The 25,351-nt window shown below is 48.8% G+C and carries 25 protein-coding genes, 1 tRNA gene and 1 pseudogene; 15 read left to right on the top strand and 12 right to left on the bottom strand.

Annotated features, from left to right (window positions below; all coding sequences use genetic code 11):
- The first annotated feature begins 4 nt into the window (after positions 1-4).
- The 4 genes from ACTHUG_RS06315 to accD all read left to right on the top strand — a co-directional run bounded on the left by ACTHUG_RS06315 (position 5) and on the right by accD (position 2,670).
- On the top strand, positions 5-307 hold the full coding sequence (locus ACTHUG_RS06315) for an integration host factor subunit alpha (protein WP_003680933.1): 303 nt from the start codon (positions 5-7) through the stop codon (positions 305-307).
- Positions 291-638, top strand: coding sequence for a hypothetical protein (locus tag ACTHUG_RS06310; protein WP_440385653.1), 348 nt, complete (start codon positions 291-293; stop codon positions 636-638). The genes ACTHUG_RS06315 and ACTHUG_RS06310 overlap by 17 nt, the downstream gene beginning before the upstream one ends.
- Positions 639-943: 305 nt before the next feature.
- Positions 944-1,729 carry a tryptophan synthase subunit alpha gene (trpA, locus tag ACTHUG_RS06305; protein ID WP_295697561.1) on the top strand — a complete coding sequence of 262 codons (786 nt, stop codon included), beginning with the start codon at positions 944-946 and terminating at the stop codon, positions 1,727-1,729.
- 74 nt (positions 1,730-1,803) lie between these two features.
- Positions 1,804-2,670: an acetyl-CoA carboxylase, carboxyltransferase subunit beta gene (gene accD, locus ACTHUG_RS06300; protein WP_222570393.1), complete on the top strand. Its 867-nt coding sequence runs from the start codon at positions 1,804-1,806 to the stop codon at positions 2,668-2,670.
- A 126-nt stretch (positions 2,671-2,796) separates the two neighbouring features.
- Here accD and ACTHUG_RS06295 read toward each other — a convergent pair whose 3' ends face one another.
- The gene (locus ACTHUG_RS06295; RefSeq protein ID WP_003760765.1) at positions 2,797-3,183 is read right to left on the bottom strand and encodes a helix-turn-helix domain-containing protein; all 387 of its coding nucleotides are present in this window, start codon (positions 3,181-3,183) and stop codon (positions 2,797-2,799) included.
- Positions 3,184-3,332: 149 nt separating this feature from the next.
- Here ACTHUG_RS06295 and ACTHUG_RS06290 point away from each other — a divergent pair, with 149 nt between their 5' ends.
- Together ACTHUG_RS06290 and ACTHUG_RS06285 are read left to right on the top strand one after the other, a co-directional pair.
- Positions 3,333-3,638: a hypothetical protein gene (locus ACTHUG_RS06290; protein WP_222570394.1), complete on the top strand. Its 306-nt coding sequence runs from the start codon at positions 3,333-3,335 to the stop codon at positions 3,636-3,638.
- Positions 3,635-4,000 carry a hypothetical protein gene (locus ACTHUG_RS06285; RefSeq protein ID WP_070814428.1) on the top strand — a complete coding sequence of 122 codons (366 nt, stop codon included), beginning with the start codon at positions 3,635-3,637 and terminating at the stop codon, positions 3,998-4,000. Before ACTHUG_RS06290 ends, ACTHUG_RS06285 begins: the two co-directional genes overlap by 4 nt.
- Before the next feature lie 87 nt (positions 4,001-4,087).
- On the opposite strand, the gene ACTHUG_RS06280 is transcribed toward ACTHUG_RS06285, so the two are convergent.
- The 6 genes from ACTHUG_RS06280 to ACTHUG_RS06255 form a co-directional block, all read right to left on the bottom strand.
- A complete protein-coding gene (locus tag ACTHUG_RS06280) occupies positions 4,088-4,534 on the bottom strand; it encodes a GatB/YqeY domain-containing protein (protein WP_222570395.1) in 447 nt (148 codons plus the stop codon).
- Positions 4,535-4,636: 102 nt separating this feature from the next.
- On the bottom strand, positions 4,637-4,849 hold the full coding sequence (gene rpsU / locus ACTHUG_RS06275; protein WP_003680926.1) for a 30S ribosomal protein S21: 213 nt from the start codon (positions 4,847-4,849) through the stop codon (positions 4,637-4,639).
- A 277-nt stretch (positions 4,850-5,126) separates the two neighbouring features.
- Positions 5,127-6,974, bottom strand: coding sequence for a transglycosylase SLT domain-containing protein (locus ACTHUG_RS06270; RefSeq protein ID WP_440385654.1), 1,848 nt, complete (start codon positions 6,972-6,974; stop codon positions 5,127-5,129).
- A 178-nt stretch (positions 6,975-7,152) separates the two neighbouring features.
- On the bottom strand, positions 7,153-7,620 hold the full coding sequence (locus ACTHUG_RS06265; protein WP_191620517.1) for an FxsA family protein: 468 nt from the start codon (positions 7,618-7,620) through the stop codon (positions 7,153-7,155).
- 167 nt (positions 7,621-7,787) lie between these two features.
- A complete protein-coding gene (locus ACTHUG_RS06260; protein WP_315039725.1) occupies positions 7,788-9,305 on the bottom strand; it encodes a polyamine aminopropyltransferase in 1,518 nt (505 codons plus the stop codon).
- 124 nt (positions 9,306-9,429) lie between these two features.
- Positions 9,430-10,500: a porin gene (locus tag ACTHUG_RS06255; RefSeq protein ID WP_440385655.1), complete on the bottom strand. Its 1,071-nt coding sequence runs from the start codon at positions 10,498-10,500 to the stop codon at positions 9,430-9,432.
- Between the two features lie 325 nt (positions 10,501-10,825).
- Here ACTHUG_RS06255 and ACTHUG_RS06250 point away from each other — a divergent pair, with 325 nt between their 5' ends.
- The 5 genes from ACTHUG_RS06250 to ACTHUG_RS06230 all read left to right on the top strand — a co-directional run bounded on the left by ACTHUG_RS06250 (position 10,826) and on the right by ACTHUG_RS06230 (position 18,080).
- Positions 10,826-12,445, top strand: coding sequence for an ABC transporter substrate-binding protein (locus ACTHUG_RS06250; protein WP_222570400.1), 1,620 nt, complete (start codon positions 10,826-10,828; stop codon positions 12,443-12,445).
- Positions 12,446-12,520: 75 nt separating this feature from the next.
- Entirely contained in the window at positions 12,521-14,317 is a 1,797-nt protein-coding gene (locus ACTHUG_RS06245; RefSeq protein WP_440385656.1) for an aminopeptidase P family protein, read from the top strand.
- Positions 14,318-14,549: 232 nt separating this feature from the next.
- Positions 14,550-15,470 (top strand): oligopeptide ABC transporter permease OppB, encoded by a 921-nt coding sequence (oppB, locus tag ACTHUG_RS06240; RefSeq protein WP_036490316.1) that lies wholly within the window; start codon positions 14,550-14,552, stop codon positions 15,468-15,470.
- A gap of 72 nt (positions 15,471-15,542) precedes the next feature.
- Positions 15,543-16,451, top strand: a complete 909-nt coding sequence (oppC, locus tag ACTHUG_RS06235) for an oligopeptide ABC transporter permease OppC (RefSeq protein ID WP_003683112.1) — start codon at positions 15,543-15,545, stop codon at positions 16,449-16,451.
- A gap of 24 nt (positions 16,452-16,475) precedes the next feature.
- Positions 16,476-18,080 carry an ABC transporter ATP-binding protein gene (locus ACTHUG_RS06230; RefSeq protein ID WP_440385657.1) on the top strand — a complete coding sequence of 535 codons (1,605 nt, stop codon included), beginning with the start codon at positions 16,476-16,478 and terminating at the stop codon, positions 18,078-18,080.
- An 81-nt stretch (positions 18,081-18,161) separates the two neighbouring features.
- Here ACTHUG_RS06230 and ACTHUG_RS06225 read toward each other — a convergent pair whose 3' ends face one another.
- Positions 18,162-19,439, bottom strand: a complete 1,278-nt coding sequence (locus tag ACTHUG_RS06225) for an O-acetylhomoserine aminocarboxypropyltransferase/cysteine synthase family protein (protein ID WP_440385658.1) — start codon at positions 19,437-19,439, stop codon at positions 18,162-18,164.
- 195 nt (positions 19,440-19,634) lie between these two features.
- Between ACTHUG_RS06225 and ACTHUG_RS06220 the strand changes: the two are divergent.
- Positions 19,635-19,842 (top strand): annotated as a pseudogene (locus ACTHUG_RS06220) (IS30 family transposase); the annotation flags it as partial.
- A 249-nt stretch (positions 19,843-20,091) separates the two neighbouring features.
- Here ACTHUG_RS06220 and ACTHUG_RS06215 read toward each other — a convergent pair.
- Both ACTHUG_RS06215 and yaaA read right to left on the bottom strand, forming a co-directional pair.
- A tRNA-Ser gene (locus tag ACTHUG_RS06215) sits at positions 20,092-20,182 on the bottom strand.
- Positions 20,183-20,261: 79 nt separating this feature from the next.
- On the bottom strand, positions 20,262-21,041 hold the full coding sequence (gene yaaA / locus ACTHUG_RS06210) for a peroxide stress protein YaaA (RefSeq protein WP_440385659.1): 780 nt from the start codon (positions 21,039-21,041) through the stop codon (positions 20,262-20,264).
- 170 nt (positions 21,042-21,211) lie between these two features.
- On the opposite strand from yaaA, the gene ACTHUG_RS06205 reads away from it, so the two are divergent.
- Together ACTHUG_RS06205 and ACTHUG_RS06200 are read left to right on the top strand one after the other, a co-directional pair.
- Entirely contained in the window at positions 21,212-21,601 is a 390-nt protein-coding gene (locus ACTHUG_RS06205; protein ID WP_440385660.1) for a RidA family protein, read from the top strand.
- Between the two features lie 69 nt (positions 21,602-21,670).
- Positions 21,671-22,501 (top strand): symmetrical bis(5'-nucleosyl)-tetraphosphatase, encoded by an 831-nt coding sequence (locus ACTHUG_RS06200; RefSeq protein ID WP_070616152.1) that lies wholly within the window; start codon positions 21,671-21,673, stop codon positions 22,499-22,501.
- Between the two features lie 54 nt (positions 22,502-22,555).
- Here ACTHUG_RS06200 and ACTHUG_RS06195 read toward each other — a convergent pair whose 3' ends face one another.
- Both ACTHUG_RS06195 and ACTHUG_RS06190 read right to left on the bottom strand, forming a co-directional pair.
- Positions 22,556-23,929 (bottom strand): FAD-binding oxidoreductase, encoded by a 1,374-nt coding sequence (locus ACTHUG_RS06195; protein WP_440385661.1) that lies wholly within the window; start codon positions 23,927-23,929, stop codon positions 22,556-22,558.
- Positions 23,930-24,023: 94 nt separating this feature from the next.
- Positions 24,024-24,290, bottom strand: coding sequence for a hypothetical protein (locus ACTHUG_RS06190; RefSeq protein WP_440385662.1), 267 nt, complete (start codon positions 24,288-24,290; stop codon positions 24,024-24,026).
- A gap of 508 nt (positions 24,291-24,798) precedes the next feature.
- Here ACTHUG_RS06190 and ACTHUG_RS06185 point away from each other — a divergent pair.
- On the top strand, positions 24,799-25,281 hold the full coding sequence (locus ACTHUG_RS06185; RefSeq protein WP_003683125.1) for an FKBP-type peptidyl-prolyl cis-trans isomerase: 483 nt from the start codon (positions 24,799-24,801) through the stop codon (positions 25,279-25,281).
- Positions 25,282-25,351: the final 70 nt, after the last annotated feature.

The following is a 25,351-nucleotide window of genomic DNA, read 5'->3' as shown; positions in this document are numbered from 1 at the left end:
ACACATGACACTAACTAAAGCAGAATTGGCCGATATTTTGGTCGACAAAGTCAGCAACGTCACCAAAAATGATGCCAAAGAAATCGTCGAGCTCTTTTTTGAAGAAATCCGCAGCACTTTGGCGCGTGGCGAAGAAATTAAGATTTCCGGTTTCGGCAATTTCCAATTGCGCGACAAACCTCAACGCCCGGGTCGTAACCCTAAAACCGGCGAAGAAGTGCCGATTACCGCACGCCGTGTGGTAACTTTCCATGCCAGCCAAAAACTTAAAGGCATGGTGGAGCATTACTATGACAAACAACAATAACCCGGTTATTCCTGCCAAGCGTTATTTTACGTTGGATGAGATGTGCCAATTGGTGCAAATCAGTCCGGCTCAGTTTGCCCAATGGCAACATGAAAATAATGTTGTGATTGGATACGGTGGCGATCGATATACGCGCTCAGATGTCGTTAAGTTGTTGAAACTGAAAGATACGTTTGAACCGTATATCGATACGTTCAGCCGTGGCGCTTTGGATGCAAACGGCAACCCTGCCGCTAATGCGGAAGAAGTCCGTCATGGTCTGGTGCAGATTTTGTCTGATTTGGAGCGTCATCTGGGTTCTGAACAACAAAACCACCATGTCGAGCTGTAATCGATAGGGAAATTTTGATCAAAAGTGCGAAGGCATACAAAGATTTGCATAATTGATTCTAATAAAGGCTGTTTGAATGATTTTCAGACGGCCTTTATTGTTTTATATTGCTTTCAAAATATCAGAATCTTGATTGCAAATGATTCTACGAAATAGCCGTAAATGTTATACTTAGCCTCTTGTTTGCCGATTGGGAAAAGTGGCCATTTGTTTTTGCGGCAGACTAAGTTTTTTACAATAAATGTAACGGCAGAATAGATTAGGCTGTCGGACAACATTCAAATCGATGAAATGGATAGCAGAAAATGAGCAGAATCCAACAAACTTTCTCAGCGCTCAATGGCGCAAAAGCACTGATTCCTTATATCACGGTGGGTGATCCCAACCTTGAGACGACCTTGGCATTGATGCACAGCCTAGTGGCTAACGGTGCCGATATTTTGGAACTGGGTGTGCCGTTTTCTGACCCGATGGCGGATGGTCCGACTATTCAGCGTGCGGCCGAAAGGGCGTTGGCAAATCATGTTTCTTTGCACGACGTATTGGAAACAGTACGCTTGTTCCGCCAAACCAATGATAAAACGCCGGTTGTCTTGATGGGCTATTTGAACCCAGTACATAAAATGGGTTATCAAGCGTTTGCACAAGCGGCTGCCGACGCGGGTGTAGATGGCGTATTGACTGTGGATTCCCCGGTAGAAACCATTACCCCGCTGCATGACTCTTTGAAAGCGCAAGGTATTGATTGTATTTTCCTTATTGCGCCGACAACAACTGAAGAGCGTATTCAAACGATTGCCAAAGTAGCCGGTGGTTTTGTGTATTATGTATCGCTCAAAGGTGTAACCGGTGCGGCAAGTTTGGATACTGAAGAAGTTTCGCGTAAAATAGAGCTTTTGCGCAAATATATTGATATTCCGATCGGTGTCGGCTTCGGCATTAATAATGCGGAGAGTGCGCGTAAGATTGGCGCGGTAGCGGATGCCGTTATTGTCGGCAGCCGTATCGTCAAAGAGATTGAAAGCCACGCAGGTAGCGAGGCCGAAGCGGTAGGCGTGTTGGTTAAAGAGTTGAAAGACGCGATTCGCTAAATTTTTTATTCCATTGTTTCAGACGGCCTTACATTCAACAGGCCGTCTGAATTCTGAATCCCAAGGAGTCATTCATGAGCTGGCTAGATAAAATTCTTCCTCCGAAAATTAAAAACCGAAGCAGTTCGTCCAGCGTCCCTGAAGGCCTGTGGCACAAATGTCCGTCTTGTTCGGCAACGGTTTATTCAACCGAGTTGAAGCAAAACAGCGAAGTCTGCCCGAAATGTAATCATCACAATCCGCTTTCTGCGCGCGAACGTTTGAATCTGCTTTTGGATGAAGAAGGCCGTGAAGAGATTGCAGCCAATATTAAACCGACCGACCCGCTGAAATTCAAAGACAGTAAAAAATATCCCGACCGCCTCGCGGCTGCGCGTAAAGCAACCGGTGAAGACGATGCATTGGTCGTTATGAAAGGCACCATGAACGGCCTGCCTGTCGTTGTGGCTGCGTTTGAATTCCGTTTTATCGGCGGCTCTATGGGCTCGGTTGTGGGCGAGCGTTTCGTTCAGGGTGTACGTCGTGCCGTTGCGGATAATTGTTCGTTTATTTGCGTGGCGGCTTCCGGTGGTGCACGTATGCAGGAAGGGGTCAACTCTTTGATGCAGATGACGAAGACCAGCGCGGCTTTGCATTTGCTGACTGAAAAACGTCTGCCGTTTATTTCCGTATTGACCGACCCGACCATGGGCGGCGTGTCTGCCAGCTTTGCCTTCTTGGGTGATGTGGTTTTGGCAGAGCCGAATGCGCTGATCGGTTTTGCCGGTCCGCGCGTTATCGAGCAGACTGTACGTGAAACCTTGCCGGAAGGTTTTCAACGTGCAGAATTCTTGTTAGAGAAGGGCGCAATCGACCAAATCGTCGATCGCCGTTCCATGAAAAAACGTATCAGCGATTTAATTACCTTGTTGCGTCATGAAGGTAAAGTAACCGCTGCTTGATTAGTACAATAAGAAAGGCCGTCTGAAAATCATATTTCAGACGGCCTAAGACCTTTGCAAAATTTCCCAAAATCCCCTAAATGTCTTGGTGGGAATTTAGGGGAATTTTGCAAAGGTCTCAGAGTGTTAATTTTTTTTGAGTAGAGAAATGATTTCTTTTAAAGCTAAAATCTCGTTTTCTTGTCGTTGAATAATTTCATTATTATGAGATATTGTCAGTTTCAGTTTTTCATTTTCAGCTATTAACGCTTCATTGTTGCCATAGTAATTTGATCCGTAATTATGGCTATTATCTCCGACCAAAAGAAATAATGGTTTTTCTTTTGTAATCAATTCAACTACATCAATTTTAAAAATCTGTGCAATCTGATTCAATTTATCAAAAGTCAGTTTAGTTTGCCCGCGCTCTATCTTTGCATACCCATTGGCAGACATTGCCAATTTTTCTGCCATTTCTTCTTGAGACCATTGGTTCATTTCTCTCATTACTCGAATTTTTTCATGAAGTTCCATGCTTACTCACTTTTAGGCGGAATTTAGATACTAAAAAATAGATATTCAATATGATTAGTGGGTGGTTTAAATCTAACTTTCAGTATAGCATCTTTGTATCTAAGTAGGTATTAAATAAATGCAGAAACAGTCGTTTCAGGGTGCTATGTATGAGTTTTATAGCAATAATTTTTTTGATATGTGCATATATTTTTAATTTTGACTCGAAAGATGAGTTTGTTTGGGTTATGGTGTTTTGTGGATTTATGGAGGTAATTTTTTCAGGTAGATTATTGTTATTATTACCTTTGATGATTGGTAATTATTTTGCTTCAGGTTATATTTATGAGCAATTTTTGCCTAGCGGATTTTGGTCTTTTATATTGTGTGGAGTTGTTTCCGGTATCAGTGGATTATTAATTGGGGGGATAATTTATATGATTTTAATATTAATTTTTAGGGTTGGTAAGGAATGAAAGTATTATTAATATTTCTTTTTGTTTTAGTCCCATTTATTTGGAGCTATATAAAAAATTTCTCTCAAAAGAATACTGCCAAGATGAAAGTTTATTTACACATAGATAGGCTTTACAATTATATTATTTCTGGACAGGATAGAGAGGCATTTGAAGAGTTAATCAGCTTTACGAGAGAAGCGGATCAAAACCCCGATTTATATTATTATTTCAGTGAACTTCCTTTCGATCGAAAAAAGCTGGCTTGTTTGGCTTATGTAAATGAACTATTTAAGATATATAATCAAGAGAAGAATATAACAAATGATAATTCAAATGCTGAATTTTTGATGAAAATGCATACAGGATATAACACAAAATAATGGTTATCTGGAAAAGGTCGTCTGAAACCCAAAATCTTGGTTTCAGACGACCTTTTTTTGAATCCGCCCAAAGCGGTCTGTATTCAATTATGAAGTCAGCGCAGCTTTGAGGATTTTGTTGACTTCACCCATATCGGCTTTGCCGGCCAGACGGGTTTTCAATACACCCATGACTTTGCCCATATCGGCCATGCCTGATGCACCGGTTTCTGCAACAGCTGCTTCCACGGCAGTTTTGATTTCTTCTGCGGACATCATTTGTGGCAGGTAGCGGTTGAGGATTTCGATTTCTGCGTTTTCTTTGTCAGCCAAATCTTGACGACCGGCTTCAGTATAGATTTTGGCGCTGTCTTTGCGCTGTTTCACCATTTTGGTCAGAATGGAGATGACTTTGGCGTCATCGGCTTCGGTGCGCTCGTCTACTTCAAATTGTTTGATGGCGGCATTAATCAGGCGGATGGTGCTTAAAGATACTTGGTCTTTGGCACGCATGGCGGTTTTCATGTCTTCGGTTAATTGTGTTTTTAGGCTCATAATGTTCTCACTTTATATCAATAAAAAGATGCCGTCTGAAAAACAAAACACACCGCAAAGCTGCCCTTGCGGTGTGTCGTTTATCACAGGGCAGGCCTGTAATTAGTACATTTTAGGAGGCAGTTGTTGGCTGCGCAGACGTTTTTGCAGACGTTTTGCTGCAGCAGCTTTTTTGCGTTTGCGTTCGGTAGTTGGTTTTTCGTACGCTTCACGGGCGCGCAGTTCGGTCAACAGACCGGTTTTTTCTACGGCGCGTTTGAAACGACGCATGGCAACTTCAAATGGTTCATTCTCTTTAACACGAATAGCTGGCATTTTATTTCCTTTAAATTTTGTTCAATCAAACCGTTTTAAGAAATAGGGGACGGCTTGTCATAATGGGGGAGTTGTTGTATCGCTGGTTTGCCGAGGGCAGGGCGGGATACGCGCCGTGATGTAAACATCACCTCCTAACAAGTCGGCTTTTGCCGTGCAAGTGACCTTTTTGGTCAGAAACAATCGGGCGATTATCTTATAAACCCGATAGTCTGTCAAGGTTGCAGGCCGTCTGAACGTTTGATTCTGTCTCACTTTTCAGACGGCCTATCGGGTATTAATAACGGCCGGGAACCGTACCCATGCGTTGTTTCAGCGAAGTTTGCGGCTCGTTGAACAATGACGCGTAATAAGTCGCGTTGGTCATGACTTTTTTCACGTAATCGCGGGTTTCGGTAAATGGGATGGTTTCGGCGTAAATCGCGCCTTCCAAAGGCGAAGAAGCCTGCCAGTTGCGGGCGCGGCCTGGGCCGGCATTGTAGCCTGCGGTGGCCATTACTTCGTTATTTTGCAGGCGGCGTTTGGCATCTGCCATGTACCACGTACCCATGCGGATGTTGCCGTCCATGGTGTAGAGTTCGCTGCTGCTCATGCCGATTTTGCCGGCGATTTCGCGGGCGGTCGCAGGCATAACCTGCATCAGGCCTTGTGCGCCGACGCTGGATTGCGCACCCATGACAAAGCGGCTCTCTTGGCGAATCAAACCGTAAACCCATGCCGGGTCAATGCCTGCCTGTGCGGCATAGCGGACGGTCAGGTCTTTAAACGGAGAGATATAGCGCAGTTTGTAGTTGAGTTTGTGGTCGGTACGGTCTGCGCTGTTGATCGCCATGTCGTAGAACTGGTTGTCAAAAGCGACTTGTGCGGCAGTCAGCAGGTTGTCTTCGTTGAAGTCGCGGGTGGCGAAACGCCATTCTGCCTGTGCCTGACGGCGCATTTTGGAGTCGCCGTTGCTTTGGCTGTTTTTAAACAAAACCAATGCGCGTTTAATAGCGCCATCTTCGCTCATGCGGCGGACATCTTTGGCATCGGCATCGGAAACGTTGTTGCGCGTATTGATGCGGCGGCCCAGCTCTTCACCTGCCAATACAGCGTAGAAATTGCGGCCGGAAGCGGCGGCTTTTTCATACATTTCTTTGGCTTGGCTGCTTTTGCCTTGTGCCGCAAAGCTGCGTCCCAGCCAATATTGCCATGTCGGGTCTTTTTGCAGTTTTTCAGGCATATGCTGAATCACGCTTGCCAATTCGTCCCAACGTTGCAGGCGCAAAGCGGCGCGTGCGTACCATTCCAATTGCTCGTCGGTCAGTTGCTTGTGGTCGGAAACGCGGCCGTAGTAGCTCAAAGCAGTCGGCATGTTTTGGCTTTGTGCATGGTAGTGGCCCAATACGCCCCATGCGAAGCTGCGTTGTTCGCGGCTGAGGCCGGATTCCATGTCGGACAGGGTAGCGGCGGCAGAAGCGGATTTGCGTGCATCTTTGCCGATTACGCTCAACAGGCTGTATTCGGTCGCACCTTGCGCGCCACCTTCAAACGGGCTGCCCAATGCGGCGGCGAGGTTGCGTGCATCCGTGGTTTGGCTGTTGCTCAACAAGCCGCGCACGCGACGCCATGCGTCGTTGGTGTTCAGACGGCCTGAAGCTGCCGCGCTTTCAACCAAGCGGGTACAACCTGCAGGCAGTTTGCCGGTCACGCGAACCAGCTCGGCGGCTTTGCTGTCATTGCCGCTGCTCAAATCGGCATAACATTGCACTTCTTGTGCGACGCCGGCGGCGTTCAATTTGCTGAATTCTTGACGGAACAAATCCCACTGGCCGCGCGCGCCCAAGGTTTTCAGCCATTCGTTGCGGACGTTTTCAGCCATTGCGCTGTCGCTGGCTTGGGATAAAAATTGTTGTACCCAAGCATCGTCACCGCGTTTGGCGGCATCGATGGCGCTTTGGTATTGGCTGTAATCGGACAGGACTTTGGACTCGCTGTCGGCGCGGCGTGAAGGAATAGAAGTAGATTTAGGCTGAACGACGCTTTCGGTTTTCGAAGCAGTCGGTGTGTTTTGGGTGGCGCACGCCGATAAAACAGCGGCGGTAATCAAGCTGAGGGAGAGAGGGAAAAGACGTTGAACGTTCATTGGATACCGTGTCGTTTTTAGAATCAAAATAGCTGCTTATTTTAAATGATTTATGCGGAATAACCGAATTACAAACCGATATTTACATTTTCAAAGCCCGGAAATGACTCAGGCCGTCTGAAATATGAAACACTTTTGAGGTATTCATAATTCAGACGGCCTGTTATGAAAGAAGTCGTCAATCGGGTTTGTGCTCGATATAGTCTTGCGGTTTGTCGGCTTTGCTGGTGCGCGTAACCGTATATTCGCCTTCGATAATGTCTTCGTCATCTTTGGCGGAGCTGTAAGTCTGACGGCTTTGGAAAGACTGCGTAGAAGAAACGGCCGCGTTGCCTTTAAACGGAATCAGCAAGAGCAGGGCGACGGCGGTTGAAATAAAACCGGGGCTGAGCAGGAAAACCGCGGCGGCGGTATAGCGAATCGGCCACAGCATTTGATAGAGGGAAATGTTTTGGCCGCTGCGGACGGCTGCACCTGCGAGCAAAAGGCCGGAAATGCCGGTATGGCGCAGCATAAAGATACCGCTGATAAAGCTGACGGCCATCACAAACAGCGTCCAGCCACCGCCTATCCAGTCGGCAACCCAGACGATGGACATGATTTCCAAAAAGATTAAAACCAAAAAACCGATTCCAAAATACTGCATAAGTGTTTGTTCCTTCATTCAACGGATAGTGTCGATTATGTTTTATCTAGATAAAGATAAACCTTATTTTTTCAAGCAAATGCTGTGTGAAAAAGGGTAAACGGGCGATGAGGCCGTCTGAATGGAGATAAAAAGAAGACTGATGTTTCAGACGGCCTTTAGATATTCTATCGCATCACATTGTTCCAATCGCTTTCAAAATAACTGACGAGAATTTGGTTGTTCAAATAATTTGCTTCAACCTTGCGCCTTGCCATATCGGGCGGAAAACGGAACATTTCGGCGGCGGTTTGGGCATTGAGATAACGCGTGGGGACGTCGAATTTTTGCGGAATAGGGAAGTTTTGGTCAAACCCTGCCAACACAAATCCCCATTCGCCAAAGGAGGGGACGTAGACATGATAGGGCGCGGTATTCAACTTGGCCGCTTCGAGGGTGGCAACGACCGACCAGTAGGCATTAGGGGCGAAATAAGGCGAAGTGGATTGCACAACAATTTTGCCCTGCGGCTCAAGATGGCGGGCAACGAGGCGGTACATGGGGACGGAGTAGAGTTTGCCCAGCGAGAAATTGGACGGGTCGGGCAGGTCGATGATGATAACGTCGAATTTTTCAGACGACCCCTCCAGCCATTTGGCGGCATCGTCGTTGACGACGTGCATTTTGGGATGGGACAGCGAGCCTTGATTGAGCGCGCTTAAGGTGGCGGAGGTTTTAAAAGTAGCAGTCATGTCGGGGTCGAGATCGACCAAAGTAACGTTTTTGACCTGCGGATATTTCAAGACTTCGCGTGCCGCCAATCCATCGCCGCCGCCGAGAATCAGGACGCGTTCGGCGTTCGGCACCATCTGCATGGCAGGCAGAACGAGTGCTTCATGGTAACGGGCTTCGTCGCGTGAGGAGAATTGCAGGTTGCCGTTGATGTAGAGGCGGGTGTCGTCTTTCCAGCGGGTAACGACGAGCCGCTGGTAGGGCGAGTGGCTTTGATAAACGACGGGGTCGCCGAAATAGCTTTGCTCGGCTTTGAAGGAAATGCGGTCGGCGTAGGCGAAGGTGATGGCGAGGATGGACAAGACAATCAGCGCGCGCAGGCGGATGGCGCGGTAGCGGGGCAGTTCGGCTTTGAAGACGCGCGCGGTAAGGTAGGCGACGGCGGCGTTGAGGATGCCGAACAATAAGGCGGAACGCGCCATGCCGAGTTTTGGGGCGAGCAGGAGCGGAAATAATAAGGAGACGGCAAGTGCACCCAAGTAGTCGAAAGTCAGGACTTTGGAAACGAGTTCTTTAAACTCCGCGCCTTTTTGGTTTAACACGCGCATGACCAAAGGAATTTCCATACCGACAACCATGCCGACAATCAGCACAAAGGCGTAGAGCAGGGTGCGGAACGGGGCGGCGGATAAACCAAAGGCCACAAATAATGCCAGCGCGGAAATACCGCCGATGATGCCGACCAGAAGTTCGATTTCGATGAAGCGGTGCAACACGTCTTTATCTTTGATGTATTGGGTCAGGTGCGCGCCTATGCCCATCGAGAAAAGATAAAGCCCGATGACGGAGGAAAACTGCAAAATACTGTCGCCCAAAAGATAGCTTGCGAGTGCGGCGATGATGAGCTCGTAAGCGAGGCCGCAGCTGGCGACGATGAAGACGGAGATAATGAGGGTGCGGTGGGCATTCATGATGACGTTTTTGTGGCTTGAGTGTGGGCAATGTAATGATTTTTAAGGTGGGCTGCAAGTTTATTTATAGGATGTAGAAAAGGCCGTCTGAACGAATTGTTTCAGACGGCCTTTAATCTGTCAGGCATTAATAGCGGTGTTTGAATACCATGCCCACTGCGTAAGAAGATTTTTTCGGCAAATCTTCTTCGTATTTCGGATTGACGTTTTCTTTCAACCAGCCGGCGCCGAGTGTGGCGGTCGTCCGTTTGGAGAAGCTGTAATCAGTGCTGACGGCGACGTGTTTGTAGTCCTCGCCGATAGAGCTTTTACCGTAGGCGAAGCCGATTTGAGGTTTGAAATTGCCGATTTTATATGAACCCGACACCATAAATTCTTTGGTGTTGTTGATTTCTTTGTCGTAAGAACCGGCTACGTTGCCTGCCGCATCTTTCCATACGCCCCAGCAGCTGAAGCCGTCGCAAGTGTTTTTGGCGTATTGGAACGCGGCATCGACGGAGATTTTGTCTTTGCTGTATCCGGCCATGAAAGCGTGGGCTTGGAAGTCTTTGGTTTCGGTTGGAGAGTCGTTGGGTGCGTATTCGGCAGCGTAGTGGGCGTTAAAGCCGTTGTTGGGGTGGTAGTAGTCCACGCCCCAGCCGAAGACCCAGTCGCCGTCACGTTTTTTGTCCGGATTCCAGTCGTTATTGTTGCGCGCGGCATTGGAACCTGGGGAGACGTTGAATTTGAATTGGAAACCGTTTTTCCAAGGCGATTCATAAGCCATGGAAACGCGGCGTTGGCCGAAACGGGAAATTTTGCCGAATTCCAAAATCGGGCTGTTGGTGTCGAACGGGTTCAGATAGATGCTGTTCATAGGGGTACTGATGTAACCCATTTTGACGGTGCCGAGGTTTTTGTAGCTGTTGAGCGCAACGTATGAGTCGGCGGTACCCCAGCCGCCCCAGCGGTCGGAATCGAAGTAAATAAAGGAGCCAAGTTGCCATTTCAACCATAAGTCGTTGTTGAGCGGTACTTCATCGGAGAGATAAAGACTGGAACTTTTATCGGAAATGGTTGTAGAGGTTACACCGGTTTTATTGTTGTGTTCGACCTCGGTCATGATGTAGATGGTACCGCTCATTTTAGGTTCGGCGTGGGCGAAGCTTATGGAAGAGCCGATGAGGGTAGTGGCAACAAAACAAGATAACTTGTTCATTTTGTTCTCCTTTTATGTCTTTTTCTTAATTGGGGACGGGAAATTCGGATAATCTTATTTGACAAATTATAAAAAATCAATACATTTGTAACTTATCGTAGGATAAATTGAAAAATAGTTTTCAGTTACGTATTTTTGTGTTAATTTGCCAACAATCTTAGACGGCTGCTTTTATTTCGATGGTATATGTAGTTTTAAACACTATTTTTATATCTAAAAATAGAGGATTTAACTGGATTTTAAAACCTCAAATATTTGTAGTTAAGTGTAGTTTGAATAATCAGGCCGTCTGAAAAAGAAGAATACCCAAAAGAAGGAATGAAATATGGCCGGAAAAACCTATCCGCTGTTGGCTGCATCATTGGCCGCCGTATTTGCGTTGTCGGCGTGCAGCCGCGATGTCAAACCCGCCCCTGAGTTTAAGCGTACTGATTATGAGCGCGTGGTGGTCAGCAACGGCGTCGAGCCGGGCACGCTGGATCCGCAGATGAGCGGCGATATGGCGGCGGGTGCGATTATCCGTCAGCTGATGGATGGTTTGGTCGGTACGGATGCCGAAGGCAAAACCATTCCTGCTTTGGCGGAAAGATGGGAAAGCAAGGGCGAGCGTGTCTGGACTTTCCATCTGCGTGATGCCAAATGGAGCAATGGCGATCCGATTACCGCCGAGGATTTTGTGTACAGCTTCCGCCGTCTTGCCGATCCGGCCACGGGCGCACCTTTCGGCAGCTATTTGGTCGATGCTCAAGTGGAAAATGCGGAAGATATATTAAACGGCAAAGCCAAGCCTGAGACATTGGGCGTTAAGGCGTTGGACGCAAAAACCCTGCAATTTACGCTGATTGCGCCCGTACCTTATTTCCCCGATATGCTGATTCAGCAATTCACGTTTCCGGTGCACCGCGCCACTGTCGAAAAATACGGCAATAAGTGGACGCAACCCGGTCATTATGTTTCCAGTGGCGCTTATCTGTTAAAGGATTGGAAAGTCAACAGCCACATCAATATGGAACGCAACCCCAATTATTACGATAAAGACAAAGTGGCCATTCCGAAGGCGGTTTTCTTGTCAGGCAGCGGCGAGTACAACCGTTATCGCGCCAATGAAATTGATGTGACTTACGGCATTCCTAGTGATCAGGTCAAAGTGGCGGATATTGAGTTTCCGGGACAAGTGAAACGTACAACTTCTTTGTGCAGCTGGTATTTGGAGCCGAACCACGAAGCGGCACCGTTTAATGATCCGCGCGTCCGCAAGGCGCTCAATATGCTGACGCGCCGCGACATCGTCGTCAAAGTGGGCGGCCGCGGCGATACGCCTGCGTTCCAATTGACGCCGCCGCAAATGCAGGGCGTGATTCCTGTTTATCCGGAGTGGAAAGAGTGGACGCCTGAAAAACGCATCGAAACCGCACGCAAACTGTTGAACGAAGCAGGCTACAACGATGACCATCCTCTTGAGTTCGATATTTTGTACAGCACCAGCGAAGCGTCCAAAAAACAAATCACTGCCGTGCAGTCGGTGTGGAAGGCCGCCATTCCGTTTATCCGTCCGACTTTGTCCAACGAGGAATGGAAAACTTATTTGGATACGCGCGCACAAGGCAATTTCAAGGTTTCGTTCAGCGGCTGGTGTTCCGATTTCAACGATCCGGCAGGCATGCTCAATATCTTGAAATCCAACAATTCAAACAATGCATTCCGCTACAAAAGCGCGGCGTTTGATACATTTATGAACAATACGCTGAAAGATGGTGTCAGCAAGGAAGCGCGCAGCCAGCTTTATGCCGATGCAGAGAAGCAGCTTCAAGAAGACGCTGCACTGATTCCGCTGTATCATCAGGTTGAAGTGCGTATGGTTAAACCCGATATTATCGGCTATTCCGACAAAGACCCTTTGCGGAACTATACGGTCAAGAGCTGGTCGTTCGCACCGAAAAAATAGATTGATTATAGACAGCACAAGCTTTCAGACGGCCTTGATGACAGGGGCCGTCTGAAACAATAGGAGACATAACACATGAAATCTGTACAACAACGTTTGTCCGCTTTACGCGAAGCCATGAAAAAACATGGCGTGGACGCGTTTGTCATTCCTTCCGCCGATCCGCACCTTTCCGAATACCTGCCCGAGCATTGGCAGGCACGCCGCGATTTTTCCGGCTTTACCGGTTCGGCAGGCACTTTGGTGGTAACCGCCGATAAAGCTGGCGTGTGGACGGACAGCCGCTATTGGGAACAGGCCGGCCAACAGCTTGCGCCAAACGGCATCGAGCTGCAAAAAATGGGCGTTGATGCGCCTTATACCGAGTGGCTGGCACAAAATCTGCCCGAGGGTGCAGTGGTCGGCGCGCCTGCCGATATGTTCGCACTCAGCGGCGAGCGCGGTTTGAAACAGGCACTTGCCGCCAAAAACATCCGCCTCGAATACCCAGAAACTTTGTTGGACGAAGTGTGGGACGACCGTCCTGCATTGCCGACTCCGGAAATCTACGTTCACCATCCCGACTACGTTTCCGAAACCGCGGCCGAAAAACTGGCCCGTATCCGTGTGGCCATGAAAGAGCAGGGTGCGGATGCGCATTTGGTTTCTTCTTTGGACGACATCGCTTGGATTACCAATCTGCGCGGCGACGATGTGCCGTTCAACCCTGTGTTCTTATCTCATCTGTTTATCAGCCAAGACAAAGCCGTATTGTTTACCGATGCAGGCCGTCTGAAAGCCGAATCTGCTGAAGCCTTGAAAGCAGCAGGTTTTGAAGTGTTGCCTTATGCGCAAGCGGCGGACTATTTGGCAGGCGTTAAGGGTGCATTGTTGATTGATCCGAATAAAACCGCCGTCGGCACTTTGCGCCGCCTGCCTGAAGACGTTCGTTTGATTGAAGCCATCCACCCCAGCACATTCTTTAAATCGGTTAAATCCGATGCCGACATCGCCCATATCCGCAATACCATGGCGGAAGACGGCGCGGCATTGTGCGGCTTCTTTGCCGAGTTTGAACAAATTTTGGCAGACGGCGGCGAATTGAGCGAGTTGGACATCGACGGAATGCTCTACAAACACCGCAGCCAACGTCCAGGCTTTATTTCGCCAAGTTTCGACACCATCGCCGGCTACAATGCCAATGCCGCCTTGCCGCATTACAGCGCGACACCGGAAAACAACAGCAAAATCAAAGGCGACGGTATGCTGCTGATTGACTCCGGCGGCCAATACTGGGGCGGTACGACCGACATCACACGCGTGGTGCCCGTCGGCAATCCGAGTGCGGCCATGAAACGCGACTACACTTTGGTGTTGAAAGCGCATATTTCTTTGGCGGAAACCATTTTCCCTGAAAACATCAAAGGCCCGATGATTGATGCCATCTGCCGCAAATCGCTCTGGCAGGCACAATGCGACTACGGTCACGGTACAGGTCATGGCGTGGGCTATTTCCTCAATGTGCACGAAGGCCCGCAAAGCATTGCCGTTGCCGCCGTACCGCAACCGCATCACGCGATGAAGTCAGGTATGCTGACTTCCAACGAGCCGGGTCTTTACCGTCCGGGCAAATGGGGTATCCGTATCGAAAGCTTGGTGATCAACCGTCCGGTTGAAAACCCAGAGGAAACCGAGTTCGGCAAATTCCTGTATTTCGAGACCGTTACCCTCTGCCCGATCGATACGCGCCTCATCGATACCAAACTGATGACCGGTAGCGAAATCGAATGGCTGAACCAATATCACGCCGAAGTACGCCGTCGTCTCGAGCCTTTGACAGAGGGCGCGGCCAAAGCATGGCTGATTGAGCGCACCGAACCTTTGGTGCGTTAACGTGAAAGGCCGTCTGAAACGGCGGATACCAAGTTTCAGACGGCCTGATAACAACAATTATCTACAAACTACAAAACCTTACCCGACTCCGAATAAAAACAATAACCCGGTCGGAATAGAGAGAGAAACCGGCGCGGCGACGTTACAGATGCCTGCTGCCATTCATCCGATTTCCGCTTCAGGTCAGCTTTGTTTTCACGAGTCCGGTATGTTCAGACAGGACAGCCTGATTATGTTGAAATTCATCATCAAACGGATATGTGCTTCCATCCCGACCATGCTGGTGTTGATTACCGTATCGTTTTTCCTGATGCGGCTCGCACCGGGTAGCCCGTTCACAGGCGAACGCAACCTGCCGCCTGCGGTCATGGCCAACATCGAAGCCAAATACCACCTCAATGATCCGATGTACCTCCAATATTTCCACTACCTCAAACAATTGGCGCAGGGGGATTTGGGGCCGTCGTTCAAATATAAAGATTTCAGCGTTAATGAGTTGCTTGCCCAATCCCTGCCGGTATCGGCGGAACTCGGCTTCTATGCCTTTTTGATTGCCGCCATCTTCGGCATGTTTATCGGCATCATCGCTGCCTTAAAACAAAACAGTTGGCTGGATTATGCGCTGATGAGCGGTGCGATGACCGGTATCGTCGTTCCCAGCTTTGTGATGGCGCCGGTATTGGTACTGGTGTTTGCCGTCAGACTGCAATGGCTGCCTGCCGGCGGCTGGAACGATGGCGCACTGATGAACTTGATTTTACCCGTCGTTACTTTGTCCATCGGTTATGTATCCAGTATCGCGCGGATTACGCGCGGCGCGATGATTGAAGTATTGAACAGCCCCTTTATCCGCACGGCACGCGCCAAAGGCCTGCCCATGAGCCGTATCATTCTGCGCCATGCGCTGCGTCCGGCCATGCTGCCGATTGTTTCTTTCTTAGGCCCAGCATTCGTCGGCATCATCACCGGCTCCATTGTGATTGAAAACGTGTTCGGTATTCCCGGCGTCGGACAATTGTTTGTCAACGGTGCGCTCAACCGCGACTACGGCATGATTTTGGGTTTGACGATTTTGGTGGGCATCATGACCATTTTGTTTAACGCCATCCTTGATATTCTGTATGCCATTATTGACCCGAAAATCCGTTATTAATCCCATTTGCGCAAAGGCCGTCTGAAACGTTCAGACGGCCTGAAGAAAGAATAAAAAGCGAGAGAGAACATTATGTTATTCAAAAAGAAGCAGACTCAGGCCCTTGCAGAGGCAGCAGAATACGCCCAAGTACACGGCAAAAGCCTGTGGAGCGACGCATGGCGGCGTTTTAAACAGAACAAAGCGGCGGTGTACAGTATTATCATCCTGTTGCTGATCAGCATTTTTGTGATTGTGGCGCCATGGATCGTCCGCTACACCTACGACTTCACCGACTGGGACAATATGCAGATTCCGCCGTCCTTTTCTACCCATCACTATCTGGGTACGGATTTGCTCGGCCGCGATTTGCTGTCGCGCGCGGCAACCGGCGGACGTATTTCCTTGCTGGTCGGTGTGGCCGGCGCATTGGTGGCCGTTGTCATCGGTACGCTTTACGGCGCGATTGCCGGCTTTATCGGCGGTAAGCTCGATTCACTGATGATGCGCTTTTTGGAAATTTTGAACGCGTTTCCGTTTATGTTTTTCGTGATTCTGCTGACCACATTCTTCGGCCGCAACCTGCTTTTGATTTTTGCCGCCGTGGGTTTGGTGTCTTGGTTGGACGTGGCACGTATCGTGCGCGGCCAAACCTTGAGCTTGAAGCATAAAGAGTTTGTCGAAGCGGCGCGTGTGAGCGGCGTGGCAAAACGTAAAATCGTAACGCGCCACATTATTCCGAATGTTTTGGGCGTGGTGATGGTGTATGCCTCATTGTTGGTACCGGGCATGATTATGTTTGAATCCTTCTTGAGCTTCTTGGGCTTGGGTGTGCAAGAGCCGATGACCAGTTGGGGTTCGATGCTGCAAGAGGGCGCGATTTCGATGGAAGCCGCACCATGGCAGCTGCTCGTGCCGAGTTTCTTCTTGGTAACCACTTTGTTCTGTTTCAACTTTATCGGCGACGGCCTGCGCGATGCGCTTGACCCGAAAGACCGCTAAACCACAACCAAAAGGATAATCAAAATGACAAAACAGTTACTGGTTGTAGAAAATCTGGACATCAATTTCGAACTGCATGAGAAAACCGTGCACGCCGTGCGTAATGTCAGCTTTAAAGTGGCAGAGGGCGAAACATTGGCTTTGGTCGGCGAATCCGGTTCGGGCAAGTCGGTAACGTCCATGTCCATCATGCGTCTGTTGCCTGAAAAATTTGCCCGATACAGCAAAGATTCGCGCATTACGTTTGACGGCATTTCCATTTTGGACGCCGATGAGAAAACCCTGCGCGATTTGCGCGGCAACCGCATCAGCGTGATTTTCCAAGAGCCGATGACCTCGCTCAATCCGTTTATGCGTATCGGTACGCAGCTGATTGAAGCGGCGCGGGTACACAATAAAAAGCTCGGCAAAAAAGAAGCAGGGCAGAAGGCATTGGCATTGCTGCAACGGGTTGGCATCAAAGAAGCCGAACGCCGCATGAAGCAATATCCGCACGAGTTTTCCGGCGGTCAGCTGCAACGCATCATGATTGCCATGGCGCTCATTAACGAACCCGACCTGCTGATTGCCGACGAGCCGACCACTGCTTTGGATGTGACCATTCAAGCTGAGATTCTCGATTTGCTCCACGATTTGCAACAGCAAATGGGCATGGCGATTATTTTCATTACTCACGATTTGGGTTTGGCTGAACACTATTCCAAAACCGTCTGCGTCATGCGTAACGGCGAAATTGTCGAGCGCGGCAAAATCAAAGAAGTATTTGCCCATCCGAAACACGAATATACTGCCGAACTCATCAATGCCATTCCCAAAGGCATGAAAGAGCCTGAAGAAAACAACGCCGGTGTGTTAATCGATGCCGATAATGTCCATGTTTCTTTCGTATTGAAGCAAAACTTTTTCGGCAAACCGCTCAAAACTTTTGAAGCCGTTAAAGGCATCAGCCTCAAAATTAAAGAAGGCGAAACATTGGGCGTCGTCGGCGAGTCCGGTTCCGGCAAATCCACGCTGGGCAAAGCCGTCATGCAGATGCTGCCTTATACCGGCAATATTTCCTTTGAAGGCAAAGACCTGAAAAACTATACCGCCGAAGAAGCACGCCGTCTGAAATCGCAACGGCAAATTGTGTTCCAAGATCCGTTCGGTTCGCTTTCCCCACGTCTGACCGTTGGTGAAATTATCGGCGAAGGTTTGACGGTTCATCATCCTGAAATGACCAAAAAAGAACGTATCCAGCGCGTTTTGGAAGTCATGAAGGAAGTGTCCCTGCCGCTTGATGCGCTCAACCGTTATCCGCATGAGTTCTCCGGCGGCCAGCGTCAGCGTATCGCCATTGCACGCGCCGTTATCCTGCGCCCGAAATTCATCCTTTTGGACGAGCCGACCTCTGCACTTGACCGTTCCGTACAATCCAAAGTGGTCGAACTTTTGCGCGATTTGCAGAAGAAATACGGCCTGACTTATATGTTCATCAGTCATGACTTATCTGTCGTGCGCGCCGTCAGCGACAACGTGATTGTGATGAAGCAGGGCGAAATGGTTGAGTATGGCAGCGCGGATCAGATTTTCCACCATCCGCAAAACGACTACACCAAACGTTTGATTAACGCCGCATTTGATTTGTAGAAAAGGAAAAGGCCGTCTGAAAAGAAGTTTTCAGACGGCCTTTTAAAGCGGAGGCTTTTTTCATCTAATTAGCGCTATTGCCTATACCTTGGCGGCATCCAATGCCTGTGCCAAGTCGGCAAGCAAATCGTCGATATGCTCGATACCCACGCTCAGGCGTACCATGTCGGGGCTGACGCCTGCTGCGGCGAGTTCTGCATCGTCAAGCTGACGGTGAGTCGTTGTAGCAGGATGGGTAGCCAGCGATTTGGCATCGCCGATATTCACCAAACGCAGGAAGAGTTGCAGTGCGTCAATGAACTTCGCGCCGGCTTTACGACCGCCTTTAATGCCGAAACTCAGCAAACCGGAGGCTTTTCCGCCATAGTCGCGGTCGATTAAGTTTTTGTACGGGCTGTCAGGCAAGGCAGGATAGTTTACCCATTCGACCTGCGGGTGTTTCTTCAAGAATTCGGCTACTTTCAGGGCGTTTTCACAATGACGCTCCATGCGCAGGGCGAGGGTTTCCAAACCCTGCAGCAGTAAAAACGCGCTGTGCGGCGATAAGGCGGCACCGGTATTGCGAAGCGGGACGACCCGGGCACGGGCGATATAGGCCGCCGCGCCAAAATGTTCGCAGTAGTTTACGCCGTGGTAAGACGGATCAGGCTGATTGAAGGTTTTTTCAAAACGCGGATTGCCTGCCCATTGGAATTTGCCGCCGTCGATAATGGCACCGCCAATCGTTGTGCCGTGACCGCCGATGTATTTGGTCAGGGATTGGATAACGATGTCGGCGCCATGCTCGATGGGGCGGAACAATGTGGGCGTAGCGACTGTGTTGTCCACCATCAGTGGCAGCCCTTGAGCGTGCGCGGCTTGGGCGAATGCTGGAATATCAACGACATTGATGGCGGGATTGCCGATAGATTCGCAATACACCAGTTTGGTACGGCTGTCGGTATTGGCGGCGATTTCTTCGGGTTTGGCCGGATCGATAAAGCGTACTTCAATGCCTTGGCGCGGCAGGCTGTGGGCAAAGAAATTGTAAGTGCCGCCGTAGAGCGTTTTGGTTGCGATGATGTTGTCGCCTGCTTCAACCAAGGTTTGAACGGCATAGGTAATTGCAGCCATACCGCTGGCGACAGCCAATGCGGCGATACCGCCTTCCAAACGGGCAACGCGTTCTTCCAAAACGGCAGTGGTCGGATTCATGATACGGGTGTAGATATTGCCCGCTACATCAAGGTTGAACAAGTCTGCGCCGTGTTGCGTGTTGTCGAAAGTGTATGAAGTGGTTTGGTAAATGGGGACGGCAGCGGATTTGGTAGTCGGTTCGGATTGATAGCCTGCATGCAGGGCAATGGTTTCCCGTTTCATTTAAATATCCTTGTAGCGATTAAATAATGATAAATAGAGGCCAGCAGATTCGGATTTGAAGGGCAAACTTTCCATAACGGAAAAGTTCGGTATGCAGCAGCATACAGCCTTTCCTACAAGAAAGATTACCCTGAGCGACACGCAACTGACCCAAGAAGAACGATACCACATTCAAGACCTGTCCTGCCACCACACCATCATCGAATGACACCCCATCACAATACCGTTTACCGCGACCTTCTCCAAGATAAAAGCAACGGCGGTACTCTGTGGCAATATCTCGAAATATGCAGCAAACCCTATCGCAAACGATACGGCGGCACACAGACCTGAAGCAAAATGCACAATTGCGTCGGCATAGGAAAAGCCCAGCATGGTTGAGAGAAAATTCCGCATTGGTGATGGGTAGGCTGATGCCATTGACGGCAAAGATTAGAAAAGCGGAGACCTTCGCAAAAGTCCCCCAAGTCTCTAAATGTCTGGGTAGGACTTTAGGGATTTGGGGGAATTTTAAAGGTATTAGGCCGTCTGAAACTGAGTTATAGAAAGTTTCAGACGGCCTTTACGGGATTCTTTGGATTTGAAAATAAAAAAAGACTTGAATCATCAAGTCTCACATTTCATTTTTCATTAGATAAAAAAATATCAAGAATGGCGGAAGCGGTGAGATTCGAACTCACGGAGGGCTATCAACCCTCGACGGTTTTCAAGACCGTTGCATTAAACCGCTCTGCCACGCTTCCGTTCTTGAAGCCGTAATATTAATGGAACTTACGGCCTTTGCCAAGTGGTATTTTAGGGAAAATATCTAGTATTTTGTTTTTATTTGGATTGTTCTTCACGCATGAATATCCATTCGGCTTCGTTTGAAGCTGCTTCATTGAATGAATAGCCCTCGTAGTCGAAATTTTTGAGCATTTCAGGCTCGGTAATGCCGTGTTCTGCCGCGTAGCGTACCATCAAACCGCGCGCACGTTTGGCGTAGAAACTGATGATTTTGTATTTGCCGTTTTTCTCGTCTTTAAAAATCGGCGTAATCAGGCGTGCGTTGAGTTTTTTGGTGTTGACGGATTTGAAATATTCTTGTGAGGCGAGGTTGATTAAAACATCGCTGCCGGCCTGCTTCAGTGTTTGGTTGAGCAGGTCGGTAATTTTATCGCCCCAAAATTCGTAGAGGTTTTTGCCGCACGAGTTGGCAAAGGCTGTGCCCATTTCCAAGCGGTAGGGCTGCATCAAGTCGAGCGGGCGCAGTACGCCGTATAGGCCGGAGAGCAGGCGGACGTGTTGTTGCAGGTAGTCGATTTGCTCCGGTTTGAGCGTATCGGCGGCAATGCCTTCATAGACGTCGCCGTTGAACATAAATACGGCCTGCTTGGCGTTTTCAGGTGTAAACGGCGTGTGCCATGCGGCATTTCGTTCGGCGTTGAGCAGGGCGATTTTGTCGGAAACGTGCATCAGCTCGGCGATTTGATGAGGGGCAAGTTTGCGCAACTCCTGCATCAGGATTTCTGCTTCGGGCAGAAGGTCGGGCTGGGTAAAGCTGCTGACGGGGGAGGGGTCTTTTTCGTTGAGGTTTTTGGCTGGGGATAAGACAAAAAACATAATAATTTCGGCTTTGAAATGAATAATGTGTGGGATTGTAGGTTTAAAATCGAGGAAGAACAAGACGGGCTAAACGCATTAATTGAATGCTTTTATTGAAACGTATTTCTGTTGAAAGTAAAATTCGAAGCTTCCACCTGTTTCTGACATTTCTACTTGAGGAGAATATCATGTCTAAAACCATTATCCATACCGACAAAGCCCCTGCCGCAATTGGCGCATACAGCCAAGCAGTCCGCGCAGGCGATACGGTTTATATGAGCGGTCAGATTCCTTTGGATCCGGCCACAATGACTGTGGTCGGTAATGGCGACTTCCGTGCCGAAGCAGTGCAAGTATTTAAAAACCTGCAAGCCATAGCCGAAGCGGCCGGCGGTTCTTTAAACGATATCGTCAAACTCAATGCTTATTTGACCGATTTGGCCAACTTTGCCGTGTTCAATGAAGTGATGGCTGAATTTATCGAACAACCTTTCCCTGCGCGTGCGGCGGTTGGCGTGGCCAGCCTGCCTAAAGGCGTTCAGGTTGAAGCGGAAGCAGTATTGGTTTTAAACGCATAATTGATGTTTCAGACGGCCTGGGCTGGGCTTGAGGCCGTCTGAAAATAATAACAACGGAAAACAATAATAATGGCACATTACGCAATCGGAGACATTCAAGGCTGCTTTGACGAGCTGACTTTGCTGCTTGCCAAAATCGGCTTTAATCATGGTACGGACACCCTTTGGCTGGTCGGCGATATTGTCAATCGCGGTCCGAAGTCATTGGAAACCTTGAAATTTGCCAAAGAGTACGACAGCAGTGTGCAAATGGTTTTGGGCAATCATGATTTGCATCTTTTGGCCGTCGGTTGCGGTGAAGGAACGCTCAAGCGCAGCGATACGGTTGAGCCGATTTTGACCCATCCCGAGAGTCAATCCCTATTGGACTGGCTGCGTCATCAGCCGCTTTTGGTGCGCGGCAACAGGCATGTGATGGTGCATGCCGGTATTTTGCCGCAATGGTCGGTTGATAAGGCCGAAAGCCTTGCCCGTGAAGCCGAGGCTGAATTGCAAGGTAAAAAATACAGGAAATTTTTTGGCAAAATGTACGGCAACAAGCCGACTGCGTGGACGGATGATTTGACCGGCTACGAGCGCCTGCGGATGATTGTCAATGTCTTTACCCGTATGCGTGCGCTGACATACAAAGGCGAATTGGATTACGAATATAAATCCACTTTGAAAAAAATGCCGCTTTACCTGCGCCCTTGGTTTAAAGCGCCTGATAGGCAGAATTTGGATTATATTACCGTGTTCGGGCATTGGTCGTCGTTGGGCTACGTTAACACAGACCAAGTGATTGCTTTGGATACCGGCGCGTTGTGGGGCGGAGAGCTGACAGCGGTCAATTTGGATACCAACGAAGTGATACAGGTACCGTCGTTGGGCGGATTGGACTGGAAAACGGCATTAAAATAGTTTGGATAAGATAAAAGGCCGTCTGAAATGTTTCAGACGGCCTTTTTGTATTGGTTAATCCAAAGAAGGAAGGAGTTTTCCCGGATTCATAATGCCGTAAGGGTCAAGCTGATTTTTGATGGCATGCATCAGAGCAAGTTCGGCTTGTGTGCGCACTCGGGGCAGCCAATGTTTTTTGATGATGCCTACACCGTGTTCGGCTGCAATCGTACCGTGGCAGGCAAGGATGTTTTCATAAACAATGGTATTGACGGCATCTTCGTATTGGTAGGCTTCGTTGCTCAATACGTTGGGCAGGAATGTATTGTAATGCAGGCTACCGTCGCCTAAATGTCCGAAGCAGACAATTTGTATGCCGGGGAAACGGGTTTCCAAGGCAGGCGCGCATTGGCGGACAAAAGCGGCTACTTGGGCGATAGGGACGGCGATATCGTGTTTGATGCTGGTGCCGAGTTTGCGTTGGGAGGCGGAAATATTTTCACGCAAGGTCCATAAATCGGAGCGCTCTTGCTCGGATTGAGCCAAGATACTGTTTTCCCATCCGTTTTGATAGAGAAATTCGGCAAGTTTTTCATCCAAACCTGCGTCGGGAACGGAGTCGGCAAGTTCAATCAAAATATGCCATTCCGCATCGGCAGGCTTTTTGAGTTGGCTGAATTCCGAAGATAAATCAAGGGCAAAGCGGCTGATCAGCTCGAAACTGGTCAAGCGTTCGGCAAAATGGCCTTGCACAGCGGTCAAAAGCGAGACGGCGGATTCAATATCATCTAGGCCTACCCATGCGGTCGCTTTGGTTTTGGGCTGGGCAAAGAGTTTGAGTGTGGTGGCGGTAATGATGCCTAATGTTCCTTCACTGCCGATAAAAAGATGGCGCAAGTCATAGCCGGTCGTGTTTTTGTGTAGGGGCTGAAGGTGGGAAACCAGTTCGCCGTTGGGTAAAACAACTTCCAAACCCAATACCAAATCACGCATGCTGCCGTAACGCAAGACATTCAAACCGCCGGCATTACAGGCGATATTGCCACCGATTTGGCAAGAGCCCTCGCTGGCAAGGCTGAGCGGAAACAGTCGTCCGGCTTCGGCTGCCGCCTTTTGAGCATTTTGCAAAATCACACCGGCCTCAACCGTCATGCTGTTGTCGGCAAGGTTGATATCGCGGATGCGGTTTAGCTTGGAGAGGTTGAGCAGTACGCCTTCGGTGGTTACCGTCGCGCCGCATAATCCGGTATTGCCGCCTTGCGGGGTGACACGGATGCGGTTTTCAAAACAGAAACGCATGATTTTCTGCACGCTTTCGACAGAGTTCGGCTGTAAGACAATATCCGGAGAAGAAGTAAAACGGCGGCGTTGGTCGTTTAACAAGGCCGGAGTGGCTTCGATGATTTCAGAGGCAGAAAGAAACGTTGCAAAACGGTTGTGAAGGTGCATGGCAGTCAGGCGGAAAAGTCGGGAAGGGGAGTGAGAGGAATGTAAAAAAGCAGGATACGCAATGGTATCCTGCTTTTTTATATTCAAAAGAATATTATTTAGCAGCTTCAGAAGCGGCAGAAGCAGCGGCATCAGTAGCAGACGCAGCAGCTTCAGTAGCAGAAGCAGCAGCTTCGGTAGCGGCAGAAGCAGCGGCATCAGCAGTAGAAGCAGCGGCATCAGCAGTAGAAGCAGCAGCTTCAGTAGCAGAAGCAGCGGCTTCAGAAGCAGCAGAAGCGGCAGTTTCAGCAGCTTTATCAGCACCGCCACAAGCGGCCAAAGCTAAAGACAACAAAGCAGCAGCGAACAGAGATTTTTTCATTTTTAAGAACCTTTTTTAAATCGATTTAAACTAAAAATAGCCGTCAAACGGCCTATACAGTAGAAATTCATTGCTGAATTTTTCAATATTATGCCCCACGGGATAGGTCAATGCAACGTTGCGTAACCGTTTGCCGGCTAAAATCAATACGAAAATAGTGAAAATAATGTAAATCATATTGGCGCGCGAAAAATCATCTGAAAATATTCATTATTGATGAAGATTTTAAAAACATATTATATTCAATTGGTTGTGTAGTTTTATTTGTTATTGGTTTTAAGGGTTTGGAATGTTTTTGCTTTGGGGAAGTTTTTTGTAATTTAATCACTTTGTGTTGTGAAAAAGCAACTTATGCGTATTGAAATCATTTGATTTTGCTTTTTTATATAGGCTTTTATCTTTTTGTCGCATTTGAACGGGGTATTTATTAAAGCAAGCCGATTGTTTGGTTGAGGCTGTGATAGAATAACCGTAGCGTAACTTTTAAATATTGATTAAGGACGGCATGATGTCTATTGTTAAAAATTCCGTAGTTTCCCTGCATTATGAAATGTACGATGCCAACAACCAACTGTTGGACAAAACCGAAGAGCCGATTGCTTACCTGCATGGCGGTTATGACGGTATTTTCCCTTTGGTGGAAGAAGCGTTGCACGGCAAAAATGTAGGCGATACCGTCGAAGTGGCTTTGTCGCCCGATGATGCTTTCGGCGAACAAGATCCTGAGTTGGTGCGCATTGAAGATGTCAGCGTGTTCCCTGTTGAAGTCGAAGTCGGCATGATGTTTGAAGCTGATGATCCGGAAACCGGCGATGTATTGATTTATCGTGTAACCGATGTTGCCGACGGCAAAGCCGTGGTGGACGGCAACCATCCTTTGGCCGGTATGAAAGTATTGTTCAAAGCGACTGTTGAGGGCGTGCGCGATGCGACCGAGGAAGAAATTGCCCACGGTCACGTACACGGTCCGCACGGTCATCATCACCACTAATCAGGCTTAAAGCATGATAAAGGCCGTCTGAAAAGGAATGAAATCCTCCTTTTCAGACGGCCTTTAAGTT

Source organism: Neisseria sp. P0022.S009, from assembly GCF_051956675.1.
Classification (GTDB): domain Bacteria; phylum Pseudomonadota; class Gammaproteobacteria; order Burkholderiales; family Neisseriaceae; genus Neisseria.
Note: the sequence above shows the minus strand (reverse complement) of the source record. Positions and strands in the feature narration are given on the sequence as shown.